The 13,227-nt window shown below is 64.0% G+C and carries 17 protein-coding genes and 1 tRNA gene; 7 read left to right on the top strand and 11 right to left on the bottom strand.

The window, feature by feature from the left end; translation table 11 throughout:
- Nucleotides 1-10 precede the first annotated feature (10 nt).
- The 5 genes from AC0L3I_RS01990 to AC0L3I_RS01970 form a co-directional block, all read right to left on the bottom strand.
- Nucleotides 11-925 carry a sugar phosphate isomerase/epimerase family protein gene (locus tag AC0L3I_RS01990; protein WP_473485839.1) on the bottom strand — a complete coding sequence of 305 codons (915 nt, stop codon included), beginning with the start codon at nucleotides 923-925 and terminating at the stop codon, nucleotides 11-13.
- A 166-nt stretch (nucleotides 926-1,091) separates the two neighbouring features.
- Nucleotides 1,092-1,274, bottom strand: a complete 183-nt coding sequence (locus AC0L3I_RS01985; protein ID WP_473485838.1) for a hypothetical protein — start codon at nucleotides 1,272-1,274, stop codon at nucleotides 1,092-1,094.
- A complete protein-coding gene (locus AC0L3I_RS01980) occupies nucleotides 1,271-2,053 on the bottom strand; it encodes an SDR family oxidoreductase (protein WP_473485837.1) in 783 nt (260 codons plus the stop codon). The genes AC0L3I_RS01985 and AC0L3I_RS01980 overlap by 4 nt, the downstream gene beginning before the upstream one ends.
- A 21-nt stretch (nucleotides 2,054-2,074) precedes the next feature.
- The gene (locus AC0L3I_RS01975) at nucleotides 2,075-2,455 is read right to left on the bottom strand and encodes a hypothetical protein (RefSeq protein ID WP_473525795.1); all 381 of its coding nucleotides are present in this window, start codon (nucleotides 2,453-2,455) and stop codon (nucleotides 2,075-2,077) included.
- Between the two features lie 131 nt (nucleotides 2,456-2,586).
- Nucleotides 2,587-2,662, bottom strand: a tRNA-Ala gene (locus tag AC0L3I_RS01970).
- Nucleotides 2,663-2,821: 159 nt separating this feature from the next.
- Here AC0L3I_RS01970 and AC0L3I_RS01965 point away from each other — a divergent pair.
- Nucleotides 2,822-3,109 (top strand): YggT family protein, encoded by a 288-nt coding sequence (locus AC0L3I_RS01965; RefSeq protein WP_473485835.1) that lies wholly within the window; start codon nucleotides 2,822-2,824, stop codon nucleotides 3,107-3,109.
- 10 nt (nucleotides 3,110-3,119) lie between these two features.
- Nucleotides 3,120-3,434: a DUF167 family protein gene (locus AC0L3I_RS01960; protein WP_473485834.1), complete on the top strand. Its 315-nt coding sequence runs from the start codon at nucleotides 3,120-3,122 to the stop codon at nucleotides 3,432-3,434.
- A 257-nt stretch (nucleotides 3,435-3,691) separates the two neighbouring features.
- Here AC0L3I_RS01960 and AC0L3I_RS01955 read toward each other — a convergent pair whose 3' ends face one another.
- The 6 genes from AC0L3I_RS01955 to AC0L3I_RS01930 form a co-directional block, all read right to left on the bottom strand.
- A complete protein-coding gene (locus AC0L3I_RS01955; protein WP_473485833.1) occupies nucleotides 3,692-5,746 on the bottom strand; it encodes a M3 family metallopeptidase in 2,055 nt (684 codons plus the stop codon).
- 124 nt (nucleotides 5,747-5,870) lie between these two features.
- The gene (locus tag AC0L3I_RS01950) at nucleotides 5,871-6,281 is read right to left on the bottom strand and encodes a nuclear transport factor 2 family protein (protein WP_473485832.1); all 411 of its coding nucleotides are present in this window, start codon (nucleotides 6,279-6,281) and stop codon (nucleotides 5,871-5,873) included.
- Nucleotides 6,282-6,290: 9 nt separating this feature from the next.
- Entirely contained in the window at nucleotides 6,291-6,935 is a 645-nt protein-coding gene (locus AC0L3I_RS01945; protein WP_473485831.1) for a carbonic anhydrase, read from the bottom strand.
- A 295-nt stretch (nucleotides 6,936-7,230) separates the two neighbouring features.
- Nucleotides 7,231-7,986 (bottom strand): DUF429 domain-containing protein, encoded by a 756-nt coding sequence (locus tag AC0L3I_RS01940; RefSeq protein WP_473525794.1) that lies wholly within the window; start codon nucleotides 7,984-7,986, stop codon nucleotides 7,231-7,233.
- Nucleotides 7,983-8,867: a pyridoxal kinase PdxY gene (pdxY, locus tag AC0L3I_RS01935; protein WP_473486212.1), complete on the bottom strand. Its 885-nt coding sequence runs from the start codon at nucleotides 8,865-8,867 to the stop codon at nucleotides 7,983-7,985. The genes AC0L3I_RS01940 and pdxY overlap by 4 nt, the downstream gene beginning before the upstream one ends.
- 7 nt (nucleotides 8,868-8,874) lie before the next feature.
- Complete coding sequence (locus AC0L3I_RS01930) at nucleotides 8,875-9,117, bottom strand: hypothetical protein (RefSeq protein ID WP_473525793.1); 243 nt, start codon at nucleotides 9,115-9,117, stop codon at nucleotides 8,875-8,877.
- Between the two features lie 160 nt (nucleotides 9,118-9,277).
- On the opposite strand from AC0L3I_RS01930, the gene AC0L3I_RS01925 reads away from it, so the two are divergent.
- The 5 genes from AC0L3I_RS01925 (at nucleotide 9,278) to AC0L3I_RS01905 (ending at nucleotide 13,222) form a co-directional block, all read left to right on the top strand.
- Nucleotides 9,278-9,910: a LemA family protein gene (locus AC0L3I_RS01925; RefSeq protein WP_473486214.1), complete on the top strand. Its 633-nt coding sequence runs from the start codon at nucleotides 9,278-9,280 to the stop codon at nucleotides 9,908-9,910.
- A gap of 200 nt (nucleotides 9,911-10,110) precedes the next feature.
- Entirely contained in the window at nucleotides 10,111-10,917 is an 807-nt protein-coding gene (locus AC0L3I_RS01920) for a TPM domain-containing protein (protein WP_473525792.1), read from the top strand.
- Nucleotides 10,918-10,921: 4 nt separating this feature from the next.
- On the top strand, nucleotides 10,922-11,827 hold the full coding sequence (locus tag AC0L3I_RS01915) for a TPM domain-containing protein (protein WP_473525791.1): 906 nt from the start codon (nucleotides 10,922-10,924) through the stop codon (nucleotides 11,825-11,827).
- Between the two features lie 8 nt (nucleotides 11,828-11,835).
- Nucleotides 11,836-12,474, top strand: a complete 639-nt coding sequence (locus tag AC0L3I_RS01910; protein ID WP_473525790.1) for a TPM domain-containing protein — start codon at nucleotides 11,836-11,838, stop codon at nucleotides 12,472-12,474.
- 241 nt (nucleotides 12,475-12,715) lie between these two features.
- A complete protein-coding gene (locus tag AC0L3I_RS01905; protein ID WP_192360455.1) occupies nucleotides 12,716-13,222 on the top strand; it encodes a GNAT family N-acetyltransferase in 507 nt (168 codons plus the stop codon).
- Nucleotides 13,223-13,227 lie beyond the last annotated feature (5 nt).

Raw genomic sequence — 13,227 nt, 5'->3', positions numbered from 1 at the left:
GAAAAGGGGCTCATTTCACGAAGGGGCGCAGCACGTCGCGGGCCAGCAGAAAGCCGCGCTTGACCTTTTCATCGCTCCCCTCAAACCCCCGGTCCTCGTGCTCGATGATGATGGGCCCGTCGTAGCCGGCCCGGTAGAGGCCGGAGAAGATCACATTCCAGTCGACATCGCCAAGCCCCGGCATGCGCGGCACCTGCCAGCCCATGCCGGCCGAGAGAATACCGCGCTCGTAAAGTCCATCATGATCGATCATCAGGTCCTTGGCATGAACATGCAGCATGTACGGGCCGAATTCCCTGATGAAGCGGGCCTGGTCGATCATCTGCCAGACCAGATGCGACGGGTCGAAATTCATGCCGACGTCGCCGCCCCACGCCTCGAGAATGCGGCGCCAGATATGGGGCGAATAGGCGATGTTGTGGCCGCCCGGCCATTCGTCATAGCTGAAGATCATCGGGCAGTTCTCAAAGGCCAGCTTGACGCCGTTGTCGCGCGCATGGGCGATGATAGCGGGCCAGACCTTGAGTGCCTCTTGCCAGTTGGCGTCGATGGTTTTTGAAGCGTCGCCGCCGCAGAAGGTGTTGACCACCGGCACGCCCATATGGCTCGCCAGCACGATCACCTTCTTCAAATGATCGATGACGGCCTTGCGGCGGGCGGCATCGGGATGCAGCGGATTGGGATAAAAGCCGAGGCCGGAGATCGACAGGTTCTCTTCCGCCAGTGCGGCGGCGATTTCCTTCGCCTGCGTGGCCGAGGTCGAGGCGGCGTCGATATGGCTGGTGCCGGCATAGCGCCGGGCAGCGCCTGAGGATTTCGGCCAGCAGGCGATCTCCAGCGCCTCGAAGCCGGCAGAACTTGCCCAGTCGGCGACCTCGCCGAGCGAGGTGTCGGCAAACGGTGCGGTGAGCAGTCCGAGCTTCATATTGCCCTCCCCTGGTCGTGATCCACGACCGATCTACTATGCCGATTGTGCGGGCCGCTTCAACCGTGTGGCCGCCGGCAATGCGCAAACCTGTCCGACGAACGCCATCGGATCGTCGCAGAGCAAGCCGTCGTGACTGGCCGTGACAGCCGTGCGGAAATCATCGTTAGCGGCGATCCAGTCCGCCATTCCCGCGCCACCCGGCAAAGCAGCGGTGGAAGGCGCCGACGCCGATATGGGCGATGCCCGGGGCCAGCGCTGTCCGGTCGTAGGACGGCTTTTGGACGGAAGGAGGAAGCCGGCTAAGCAGTGCCGGGCCCAGCGGTTCGGGCGATGCGGAAGCCGTCACCGGTTCGCCCCGACGACCCATTGCTCCTGGTCGATCAGCGCGCCGGTCATCGGCCCGGAGGCGTCGGCGAGCAGGAAGACAGTGAGGTTGGCCACCTCGTCGGCTGCCAGCAGGCGCCCGAAAGGCTGCGACGCGTTGGCGGCGTCGATCCAGCCCGGGCCATGCCCCAGCGTCTCGGCTTGCATGATGCGTTCGGCCGGCGTGTCGGTCCAGCCGACATTGATGCCGTTAACGCGGATGCGGTCGAATCGGTGCGCATTGGCGGCATTGCGGGTGAGTGTGGCTAACGCGCCCTTGGTGGCCGAATAGACGGCGAGTTCCGGCGAGCCGCAATGCGCGTTGATCGACAGGATGTTGACGATGGCGCCGCCTTGACCTTGCTTGCGCATCTGCGTGATGGCTGCCTGCATCAGGAAGAACGGCGCCCGCGCATTGACGGCGAACAGCGCCGCCCAATCGTCGAGGTCGGCATCGAGAAACGAGGCGCGGTTGGTCAGGCCGGCGGCGTTGACCAGCGCGTCGATACGGCCGAAACGACTGACGCATTCGTCCACCAGCCGCGCCGGCGCCGTGGTATCCGCCAGATCGGCGGCGACGAACGCGGTTGGCGTGCCGGCCTGGGAGAGCGACGTCGCCACTTCGTTGCCGCGCACGGGCTCGCGGCCGGTGACCAGCAGACCGCCGGCACCAGAACGCGCGAGCGTCTCGGCGATCGCCCGGCCAATGCCTTGCGTCGCACCGGTGACCAGCACCACCTTGTTGTCTAGCCGAAGTTCCATTCCTCCTCCCGGAACAACGTTTCATTTTTTCAGATATGGAAGCCAGCAGATCAACCATGCGCTCGAAGCGATGTCGAGGCCATTGTCGATGCGGCCGAGCGAGGCCTGCGAGGCGCCGACCATGCCATTGAGAAAATGCAGATTGGCGTTGGACCGCTGCAAAGATGCGGCTGATTGGGCATCTGACAACAGCATGACTCCCCCAGGCGGGGCGCCAGCCCACTCCGGCAACGACCTGATTTTGCTGTTGTGGAGCGATTTCGGTCGAGCTAAATGTGGGTTGGGCTTAGGGGTTTTGAAGTGACGGACATCATCGTAGACGTGTTTGCTGGCGCGTGGGCGGCCGGTGGATTTGCCGTGATCTGGTACGTTAGGACGAGACCATCTATCGCTGAAGATCACGAGGACCGCGATCTGCGAGAATGGCTTGATGGGCAGGTTTAAGCCCCAAGCTCAAAGCGGCCTTCCGCCAGAGCGCCTTCGGGGTGCGCCGGTACAGCTATCTTCTTGATTTTACTGGGGTAAATTTCCGCTGGTGGAGCTGAGGAGGATCGAACTCCTGACCTCGTCATTGCGAACGACGCGCTCTCCCAGCTGAGCTACAGCCCCGTCCAGCGGATGGCCGCATTTATCGGGCGCGGCGGTTTCCTGTCAAGACTGCGTTTTGCCCAAAAGCCGCGCGGCCAGCCACCGGCCTGGCGTGGCCGCGGAAGCTCTTGCCGCTTTCGCCCGTAATGGCTACATGTCGGCAACCAATCGGAGACCGGCATGATAGCCCTCATTCAGACCATTGTCCTGGCGCTTGACATTTATTGGTGGATCATCATCGCTTCGGCGATTTTCTCATGGCTCTACGCCTTCAACGTCGTCAACTCGCGCAACCAGTTCGTCGATAGCGTCAGCAACATGCTGTTCCGGCTGACCGAGCCGGCGTTGCGGCCGATCCGCCGCTTCCTGCCCGATCTCGGCGGCATCGATATTTCGCCGATCATCCTGCTTCTGATCCTGTTCTTCCTCAGGCAGTTCCTGCTCACCACGGTGTTGCCGCTGGTCTGACCAAGCGTTTATGAGCACCTCGTTTCGCTTGCGTAATGACGGTGTCGACCTGTTCGTCCGGCTGACGCCGAAAGCGGCGATGGACAGGCTCGAAGGCATCGAGACCTCGGGAGACGGGCGAAGCCACCTGAAGGCGCGCGTCCGCGCCGTGCCGGAAAACGGCGCCGCCAACCAAGCGCTCGTACGGCTGGTCGCCAAGGCGCTGGGAGTGTCGCGATCGGCCGTCTCGGTCGTCGCCGGCGGCACGGCCCGGCTGAAGACGCTGCGCATCCTCGGCGATCCGGCTGCGCTGGCGAAAGCCATCGAGGCGCTTAGCAGCGCTTGAACCGTCTCAGTCCTGCCCTCTTTGCCAATACTTGGCATCTCCCCCACAAGGGCAGGGCTATCGCAGGTGGAAAGCCGAGGCTTTCGCTCTACGATGTACCCCCACCCCTAACCCCTCCCCACAAGGGGGAGGGAGACTTCCGCTGGCGCTGACCTCGGCAAATTGCCTGCCTTTCGGCGCCAAAGGGGAAGTAAGGGCGCGCGGCAGCGTTCCCTCCCCCTTGTGGCCCGCAAGGGGGAGATTGGCAGCTTCGGCGTTTACACCAGCCCGCGCTTGATCATCATCGCTTCGGGCGACGGCATCTTGCCGCGGAAGGCGGTGTAGAGCTCTTCCGGGTCCTTGGAGCCGCCGGCGGCGTAGATGTTCTTCCTGAGCCGCTCGGCCAGCGCCGGATTGAACGGGTCGCCCATCTCCTCGAAGGCGGCGAAGGCGTCGGCGTCGAGCACCTCCGACCACATGTAGGAATAGTAGCCGGCCGAATAGCCGTCGCCGGCAAAGATGTGACCGAAATGCGGGGTGCGATGGCGCATGGCGATGGTGTCGGGCATGTTGAGCTTCTCAAGCGTTTCGGCTTCGAAACGAAGCGGCTCCTCCGGCGCATCCGACCGCGCGTGGTAGGCCATGTCGACCAGTGCTGAGGCGGTGAATTCGACCGTGGCGAAGCCGGCGCCGAAGGTGCGCGCCGCCAGCATCTTGTCGACCAGCGCCTTCGGCATCGGCTTGCCGGTCGTCACGTGCAGCGCATGCTTTTCCAGCACCGCCGGCACCGTTAGCCAGTGCTCGTAGAGCTGCGAGGGCAGTTCGACGAAATCGCGGCTGACCGAGGTGCCCGCGACCGATGGCCAGGTGACTTCGGTCAGCATGCCATGCAGCGCATGACCGAATTCGTGGAACAGGGTTTTGGCCTCATCGACCGACAAAAGTGCTGCCTCGCCCTCCGGCGGCTTGGCGAAATTCATGATGTTGTAGATGACCGGCTTCGAGCCATCGCCAAGCTTGTAGCCGGACTTCAGCGCGCTCATCCAGGCGCCGGAGCGCTTTGAGGGCCGCGCGAAATAGTCAGCCAGGAATAGACCGCGCTCGCTGCCGTCGGCATTTCTGACGACGAAAACGCGTGCGTCCGGATGCCAGGCGGCGATGCCTTTCTTCTCCTCGAAGGTGATGCCGAACAATCGTGTCGCCACTTCGAAACAGGCGTCGATGATGCGGTCGAGCTGCAGATAGGGCTTCAGCTCGGCCTCGTCGAAGGCGAATTTCTCGGCGCGCAGCTTCTCCTGATAGAAGCGCCAGTCCCAGGCGGCGAATTCTTCGTTGCTGCCGGCCTCGGCCGCCAGCCGCTGCAATTCGATCTGGTCGCTTGCGGCCTTTTCCAACGCCTTTTCCCAGACCGGGTCGAGCAGCGTATGCACCGCCTCCGGCGTCTTTGCCATGGTGTCGTCGAGCTTCAGGGCGGCGTAGGAAGCGTAGCCGAGCAGCTTCGCCTTTTCGGCGCGGAGACGCAGCATATCGCGCACCACGGCGGTGTTGTCGGTGGCGCCGCCGTTCTGGCCGCGCATGGTGAAGGCGCGGAAGGCAATCTCGCGCAGGTTACGGCGCTCGGAGAAGGTCGAGAACGGCTCGTAGATCGAACGCGACAGGGTGACGGCATAGCGGCCCTTCTGGCCACGCATCTCGGCGGCCTCCGCCATCGCGCTTTTCAGGAATTCCGGCAGGCCGGCAAGGTCGGCCTGATCAAGAAACAGCGCCCAGTCGCGCTCGTCGGCAAGCAGGTTCTGGCCGAAAATCGTGCCGAGCGACGACAGCTCCTCATTGATCGTCGCCAGCCGCTTCTTGCCCTCGGCGTCGAGCTTGGCGCCGGAGCGGACGAAATTTTTCCAGGTCTTTTCCAGCACCCGCAGCGTTTCTGCATCGAGCTTCAGGGCCTCGCGGCGCTGGTAGAGATCGTCGATGCGGGCAAACAGCCTCTCGTTCATCGAGATCGCCGAGAAATGCCGCGACATCTTTGGCGAGATGTCGCGCTCCAGCGCCTGGATCGCCTCGTTGGTGTGGGCGCCGGCCCGGCACCAGAAGATCGACGAGACATGGTCGAGCGCCTCGCCGCCAAGCTCTAGTGCTGCAAGCGTATTCTCGACGGTCGGCGTCTCGGCATTGCCCGCTATCGCCTCGATCTCGGCCTCATGCGCCTTTAACGCCGCATCGAACACCGGAGAAAAATCGCCGTCGCCGATGCGGGTGAAATCGGGCAGGCCGAGCGGCCCTTGCCATGCGGTCAGCGGATGGGCGGCGAGGTCGACGGTATTCGTGGACGGCATGGACAATCTTCCGTTAAGTGAGGGGCTTTCGTAAGTGAGGGGCTTTCGCTGAGTGGCTGTAGAGGCAGGTCGGGACCACCACCGATGTAAGGCGCTGGCTTGCCGCACGCAATATCGCGGCCGGTCAGTAGCCGTCACAGTTTTCCGCGATCGCCGCCTGCGAACTGGCGGTGATGCGGTTGTCGCTGATCGCGAAGGTTTCCTGCATCAGCATGTCGTTGTTGGGGAAATCATAGCAGGCGATGACCGTGGTGACGCCACCCTCGGTCTTCTCGATCCGATGCCGGATTTCAGCCCCGGCGACAGCGCCTTCCCAGTCGTCGATCGAGGCGATGAATTCCTGCTTGGTCTGGACGACGCCGAGATCGTCGAGTTTTATCCGGACGTCGTCGGCAAGCAGATCCGACAATTCCGTGCGATCGGCGACCAGCAGCGCCGCGTACCAGCGGTCGATGAGCGCGCCGTCATCGGCGTGGGCGGACATGAGTGAAATCAGCAGCGCCGCTGCGGCCAAGGCGATCGAACGGCATACCATGCAAGCCTCCTACGTCATCTCCGGCCGCTCGAAGTCACCGGTGTCCTTGTTCATCACCCAGAGCTCGCCGGTCGAGATGTCGAACCAGGCGCCGTGCAGCGACAGCCGTCCCTTGCCTTCCAGGATCGAGACGCAGGGAAAGGTCCTGAGATTGGCAATCGAATAGCGGATCGAAATGCGCTCGAGCGCGGTCTGCCGCTCGGTCGCCGTCATGAAGGTGCTTGACGACACGGTCTCGGCCGCCGGCGCAATCAGGCTCATCCATTTGCCGATGAAGTCGCCGGGTGAAAGGGGCGCTGCCGTACTGTCGAGTGCCGCGCGGATGCCGCCACAGCGGCCATGGCCCATCACCACGATGTTCTTCACCTTGAGGCTCTGCACGGCGAACTCGAGCGCCGCCGAGGTCGAGTGGAACTGGTCGTCGGGCGCATAGGGCGGTACCAGATTGCCGACATTGCGCAGCACGAAGAGTTCGCCGGGGCGAGCGTCAAAGATCGCCTCGGGAGCCGCGCGCGAGTCGCAGCAAGCAATGATCATCGTTTCGGGGGCCTGGCCCTCGCGAGCGAGCGAGCGATAGCGTCCGCTTTCGGCGAGATAGCGGCCGTTCATGAAATTGCGGTAGCCGGTGAGCAGATGGTCAGGGAGGTGAGGCATCGGCGGCGTCTGGAGCCTTTCGGGGTTAGACGGCAGCTCTTTCAAGTCAGGAAGGCTCTAACGGCAAAAGCCGGTCGCGAGCAATGCCGAATCGCAGATGGCTGCAATTGCCATGCTGGAAGGCCCCCTCATCCGGCCTCCGCTTCGCTACGGCCACCTTCTCCCCAAGGGAAGAAGAGGTCGCAGGCGCCGGTGCCAGCCTCTTCTCCCCAGCGGGGAGAAGGTGGCCCGAAAGGGCCGGATGAGGGGCCTTCGCCCAATGCGATTGTCTCGCCGATAGACGGGACCAAGAAATTCATGCCCAGATCGCGACAGAGATGCCAAATCGGTCGGCGAGCGGCGGATCCGGAAACGGCCTTGCCTCGCCGCTGGCGATGCGGCCGGCGATCAGCATCATCGCTGCGGCGTCGAGAAAGTCGTCGGCAGCAGCGCCTCGCGGCGGCGTCCGGTCGAGAAAGCCACTGATATAGCCGTGCCGGCAAAGCAGCGCCTTGCGTTCCGCCATGCCGGCCGGGTTGACGGCGCCCTTGATCTTCTTCGGCAGGCGCATTGCCTGATCGCCGTTCAGGCGGCAGAAGGCGACTTCCGGATGCGATTCGAAGACGCGGCTGCGCAGTTCGGGACGCGCGATCAGCACCGCATCGACCTCGCGGATCTTGGCAAAGATGCCAAAAGCCTGGATCGAGACGCCGCGCGGCGGATCGGAGGTCGCCTTGGCCACTTCGCTTGCCTGGCGATGCGCGGCATACCAGGCCTCGATCGTGGTGAAGCCATCCGTATGCGCGTAAAGCGCCGCACGCGAGGGGATGGCGAAGACACTGGATTGCCTTTTGCCAAGCAGCCGCCGCACCAGCGCTTCGGGCCCGCGGCCGCCCTTTTGCGAAAGGTCGGGCAGGCCGATCGGCATGTCGACGGCGACCGTCGCATCGGCCGGCAATCCGTCGAGCAGTGCCGCGAAGCTGGGAAAAACGGCTACCGAGGGGGCTGCGCCCGGATCGCGGCGAACGGCGATCCAGCCGGCCTTGCAGCCGTCGACACCGACGAAAGTCACGCTCTTTTGTCCCGCCCCGGATGCAGGAGATGGCGAAGCTGCACCATCGCCATCGGGTGCGACAGGCTCTGCGCGTCGGTTTCGAGCTGCAATTCGTCGCCGCCGCGCTTGGCAGTGCGCGCCAGTATCTCGTAGACCGCCGCCGTGGTCGACTGCAGTGCCTTGATCGGCGGCTGGCCGGACAGGATGCGCGCCAGATAGACGGCCGCCGTCAGGTCGCCGAGGCCATTAGGCGGATTGTCGATGAGGCGATGTTCGGCGAGCAGCGCCTGATTGCCGTTGAGCAGCAGATTGCCGGTGCCGCCGGCCATCATCGCCGGCGCGGAAGTGACCAGCATGGTCGACGGCCCGGCATGAAGGGCGGCCGCCATCACCGCTTTCAGGTCGGGCAGCGGCGCTTCCGCCATCCATTCCAGCTCGTAGCGGTTGGGCGTGGCGATGTCGGCGATCGGCATCAGCCGGTCGCGCATGGCAATGGCGGTCGTCTCCGGCACAAAGAGCCCGCCCGAATCGCCCATCACCGGGTCGCAGATATAGACGGCGTCCGGCGTCTTCGCCTTGACCGCGCCGACCAGCGAGGCGACGGCGTCGGCCTGGCCGCCTTCGCCGAGATAGCCGGACAGCACCGCGCCGACCTCGCCCAGCCATGGCGCGCGCTCGAGATCAGCCATCAGCGCCTTGAATTGATCGAGCGGCGGCACGATGCGCGTCGCCCGTCCATGGCCCGGATGCCAGGGCAGGATGACGGTCGGCACCGCCCACACCGGAAAGCCCAGCGTCTCCAGCGCAAAGACCGCGGCGCGGTTGCCGACCGAGCCGCGCGCGACATGGCTGGAAATGACGATGACCGCGCGCGGCGCGTCGTGTTCTTCGGTGCTCACGAGGTTCCTAACTTTGGCTGATGAAAACCACGAGCCAGATCAACAGGCCAATGGCGATAACGAACCCCAGCGCCCGGCCAATGCGCGTGCCCCAATATTCGATCGGGTCCGACTGGTTGGCGTCTGCAGCTGTGACGTGATCGCGCGCGCCCTTCGCGGTCCGCGCAATGAACGAGGCCGGGTCGGTTTCGCGTGCCACGCGCTCGATGATGCGGCGCGATTCGTCGTCGCTGTCCTGGCGTTCCGCCATGGCGATGCCCTGTTTTCGCGGCGACTTTAACCTGTTCGCCCGGCCAATTACAGGGCCTGACAGTGAATGATAAAGCACCAGTAAGGTCCCCCGGAGGTCATGTCCTCGCGCACGGATTGTGGTAATGCTTCGCCTGTCAGTCTTATCGAGGGATCTTTCCATGCTTGCCCTTTCCTCCCCTTTCGTCTTCCGCAATCTGCCTGCCTTGCTGATGATGGCGATCGTGCTGCCGCTGCTGGCCGGCTGCGGCTACAACACCATCCCGACGGCGGAGGAAAACGCCAAGGCCGCATGGAGCCAGGTGCTGAACCAGTACCAGCGCCGCGCCGACCTCATTCCCAACCTGGTCGAGACGGTCAAGGGCTATGCCGCGCACGAGAAGGAGACGCTCGATGCCGTGGTCGAGGCGCGCGCCAAGGCGACGCAGGTGACGGTGACGCCGGAAACGCTGAGCGATCCGGAAGCCGTCAAGAGATTCCAGGACAGTCAAGCCGGCCTGACCAGCGCGCTGTCGCGGTTGCTGGCGGTGGTGGAGAATTATCCCGACCTCAAGGCCAACCAGAATTTCCTGGCACTGCAGGCGCAGCTCGAAGGCACCGAAAACCGCATCGCGGTCGCCCGCCGCGACTATATCCAGGCGGTGCAGGAGTACAATCTGACGCTGAGGACCTTCCCGTCGGTGATTTGGGCGACCCTGTGGTTCCGCGACAATCAGCCGTTCGCCAATTTCACCATCGAGGAAGACAAGATGCAGACGCCGAAGGTCGATTTCGGCACGCAGCAGGGCGGGTGATCGGCGCTTAGCGAGCGCAGTTTCCATTGGCCTTGTACTCCGTCCCACCCCCCTCTGTCCTGCCGGACATCTCCCCCGCAAGGGGGGAGATTTGCAGCTTCTGCGTTCCGTCCGCTCCTGCAGCATTCAAAATTGGCGAAAGCCAACGCGACAGCCGATCTCCCCCCTCGTGGGGGAGATGTCCGGCAGGACAGAGGGGGGTGGGAAGAAACACCAGCCTGATATTTTTTGGCTTCCTTTTAAGCCTTCTCTTCCTCCCCATCACCGCCGTTGCCGCCGAATTGCCTGTTCTGACCGGGCGGGTCGTCGACAATGCCGGTATCATCGATGCCGCGACCGAGGCGGCGCTGATCCGGAAGCTCGCCGATTTCGAAGCCAAGAGCTCGGACCAGATCGTCGTCGCGACAATCAATAGCCTCGACGGCGAGGAGATCGAGCCCTACGCCAATCGTCTGTTCCGCGCCTGGAATCTCGGCCAGGCCGGCGAGGACAATGGCGTGCTTTTGCTGGTCGCCAACAACGACCGCAAGATGCGTATCGAGGTCGGCTACGGACTGGAAGGCACGCTGACCGACCTGCACACCAAGCTGATCATCGAAAACGACATGGTGCCAGCCTTCCGCGCCGGCGATTTCTCCGGCGGCATAGCCAAGGCCGTCGACGACATGGTCATGGTGCTGGAAGGCAATCCGGAAGAGCTGGAAGCGCGCGGGACCCGCAACCAGCAGGCGCCATTCAACACCGACGATCTGTTCTTTGCGATCTTCATAAGCATCTGGGCGATCATCTTCTTCGGCAGCATCGCCGCCTCCATCCTGCCGCCGATCTTCGGCCGGAAACTCGGTCCCGGCCGCTATCGCTGGCTGGGCATGACTTTCGAGCCAGGCCGGCGATCTTCCAGCGGCTGGTCGGGAAGTTCCGGCGGGGGAGGCTGGTCCTCAGGCGGTGGCGGCTTTTCCGGCGGCGGTGGCTCGTCCGGCGGCGGCGGCTCATCGGGAAGCTGGTGACGGCATGACAAGAGGCGCCATCCGCTCACCAGCTTCCGGCCGTTTCGCCGCGACGATCGGCGCTGCCTTGGCGGCCACGGCGGTGCTGCTGCTGGTCGGCTTCACCGCACTTGCCGCCGAATTGCCTGTTCTGACCGGGCGGGTCGTCGACAATGCCGGTATCATCGATGCCGCGACCGAGGCGGCGCTGATCCGGAAGCTCGCCGATTTCGAAGCCAAGAGCTCGGACCAGATCGTCGTCGCGACAATCAATAGCCTCGACGGCGAGGAGATCGAGCCCTACGCCAATCGTCTGTTCCGCGCCTGGAATCTCGGCCAGGCCGGCGAGGACAATGGCGTGCTTTTGCTGGTCGCCAACAACGACCGCAAGATGCGTATCGAGGTCGGCTACGGACTGGAAGGCACGCTGACCGACCTGCACACCAAGCTGATCATCGAAAACGACATGGTGCCGGCCTTCCGCGCCGGCGATTTCTCCGGCGGCATGGCCAAGGCCGTCGACGACCTGATCATGGTGCTGCAAGGCAATCCGGAAGAACTGGAAGCGCGCGGCGAGCGCAACCCGGCCGAAAGCAATGCCGTCGATCCCATCGTCGCGCTGTTCATCATCGTGTGGGCGACGCTGTTTTTAGGCGGCCTGGCGATGGCGTTCCTGCCGCCGATCTTCGGCACGAAGCTGTCGCCGGGCGTGTATAAATGGCTGGGCATGACATTCCGCTATGGCCAAGGATCGGGTCGCTATGGCCAAAGGTCGGGTTCCGCGGCCTCGGGCGGCGTCTGGACAACCGGCACCGGCAGCGGCTGGTCATCGGGCCGTTCCGCCGGCGGCTGGTCGTCGGGCGGTGGTGGCGGCGGCTTTTCGGGCGGCGGCGGCTCGTCCGGTGGTGGCGGTTCCTCAGGAAGCTGGTGAGACACAACATGGCAACACGACCGATCAGCCCCGAGGACCATGACCGTATCGCCAAGGCGATCCGCGCCGCCGAATCAAAGACCGATGGCGAAATCTACTGCGTGGTCGCCTATGCCAGCGACGGCTATTTCTTTCCGGCCGCCTTCATGGCGACGCTGGCCATGCTCGTTGTCAGCCTCGCCGTCAGTTACGGGCTGGAAGCGTGGTGGCTTTCGATCCGCGTGCCGCATTTCGTTATTGCGCAGCTTCTGGCGATGGCCTCGGTGCTTGTCCTGTTGTGGGCGCTGCCCGGCTTGCGCATCCACCTGGTGCCGAGGCGGCTGCGCTACCAGGCCGCGCACGCGAATGCGATAATGCAGTTCCTCGCCCATAACGTCCACCGCACCACGGCGCGCACCGGCGTGCTGGTCTTCGTCTCCATTGCCGAACACTATGCCGAGGTGGTCGCCGACAGCGGCATCGACAGCCGTGTCGGCCAGCATGTCTGGGACGGCGTCGTCCGCGACCTTACCGCGCATGCCCGCGACGATCGTCTCGCCGACGGCTTCATCAAGGCGATCGAAGCGACGGGTGCGGTACTGGCCGAGCATTTCCCGGTTTCTACCGGCGACAGCAACGAGCTGGACGATCATCTGGTCGAAATCTGAGAGCCTGCCTGCAAACGCTACTCTGCCGGACGCCTGACGCGATTTTCTGCGCCTCCGATGCTCACGGACTTAAATGTCCGCTGCGCTTCGGTTCTCGAAAACCGCGCCATTCGCCTCGGCAGAGCGCGTTTTCAGACAGGCTCTTTTCGTGTCGCAAGCACGTTCATCGGCTGTGCGAAAGCTTGCGAGCCGCTGACGGGACTCTTGCAATCGGGCGATGCGGGTTTATGGTTAACCAATCATGAAGACGCTGAGCATCGACATCAGGAAAGCCGAGCCGCGCGACGCAAGCGCCATCGCCGACGTGCACCTGCTGGCCTGGCGCGGCGCCTACTCCGGCATCATCCCGCATCGCACGCTGACATCGATGATCAACCGCCGCGGCGCCGACTGGTGGGCGAACGCCATCCGTCGTGCCGCCACCGTCCTGGTCGTCGAGATCGGCGGCAAGGTCGCCGGCTACGCCACGATCGGCAAGAACCGCGCCCGCGAGCTCAAGCAGCAGGGCGAGATCTACGAACTTTACGTGCGCCCGGAATATCAGGGCATCGGGCTCGGCAGCCGGCTATTCTCGGCCGCACGGGCGCGACTGGCAGACCACGGCCTGAAAGGCATGGTGGTGTGGGCGTTGGAGGACAACCAGAGCGCGCTCACCTTCTATGCCGGCGCCGGCGGCCGCGACGTCGCCGAGGGCGTCGAGATCTTCGAGCAGAAGGCTCTGAAGAAGGTCGCCTTCGTCTGGGAATGACGGCT

Source organism: Mesorhizobium sp. WSM4840 (genome assembly GCF_055811755.1).
Note: the sequence above shows the minus strand (reverse complement) of the source record. Positions and strands in the feature narration are given on the sequence as shown.

Coding starts and splice junctions, on each gene's coding strand:
- AC0L3I_RS01990 (WP_473485839.1), bottom strand. CDS start 925: ATGAAGCTCGGACTGCTCACCGCACCGTTTGCCGACACCTCGCTCGGC.
- AC0L3I_RS01980 (WP_473485837.1), bottom strand. CDS start 2,053: ATGGAACTTCGGCTAGACAACAAGGTGGTGCTGGTCACCGGTGCGACG.
- AC0L3I_RS01965 (WP_473485835.1), top strand. CDS start 2,822: ATGATAGCCCTCATTCAGACCATTGTCCTGGCGCTTGACATTTATTGG.
- AC0L3I_RS01960 (WP_473485834.1), top strand. CDS start 3,120: ATGAGCACCTCGTTTCGCTTGCGTAATGACGGTGTCGACCTGTTCGTC.
- AC0L3I_RS01955 (WP_473485833.1), bottom strand. CDS start 5,746: ATGCCGTCCACGAATACCGTCGACCTCGCCGCCCATCCGCTGACCGCA.
- AC0L3I_RS01950 (WP_473485832.1), bottom strand. CDS start 6,281: ATGGTATGCCGTTCGATCGCCTTGGCCGCAGCGGCGCTGCTGATTTCA.
- AC0L3I_RS01945 (WP_473485831.1), bottom strand. CDS start 6,935: ATGCCTCACCTCCCTGACCATCTGCTCACCGGCTACCGCAATTTCATG.
- AC0L3I_RS01930 (WP_473525793.1), bottom strand. CDS start 9,117: ATGGCGGAACGCCAGGACAGCGACGACGAATCGCGCCGCATCATCGAG.
- AC0L3I_RS01925 (WP_473486214.1), top strand. CDS start 9,278: ATGCTTGCCCTTTCCTCCCCTTTCGTCTTCCGCAATCTGCCTGCCTTG.
- AC0L3I_RS01915 (WP_473525791.1), top strand. CDS start 10,922: ATGACAAGAGGCGCCATCCGCTCACCAGCTTCCGGCCGTTTCGCCGCG.
- AC0L3I_RS01910 (WP_473525790.1), top strand. CDS start 11,836: ATGGCAACACGACCGATCAGCCCCGAGGACCATGACCGTATCGCCAAG.
- AC0L3I_RS01905 (WP_192360455.1), top strand. CDS start 12,716: ATGAAGACGCTGAGCATCGACATCAGGAAAGCCGAGCCGCGCGACGCA.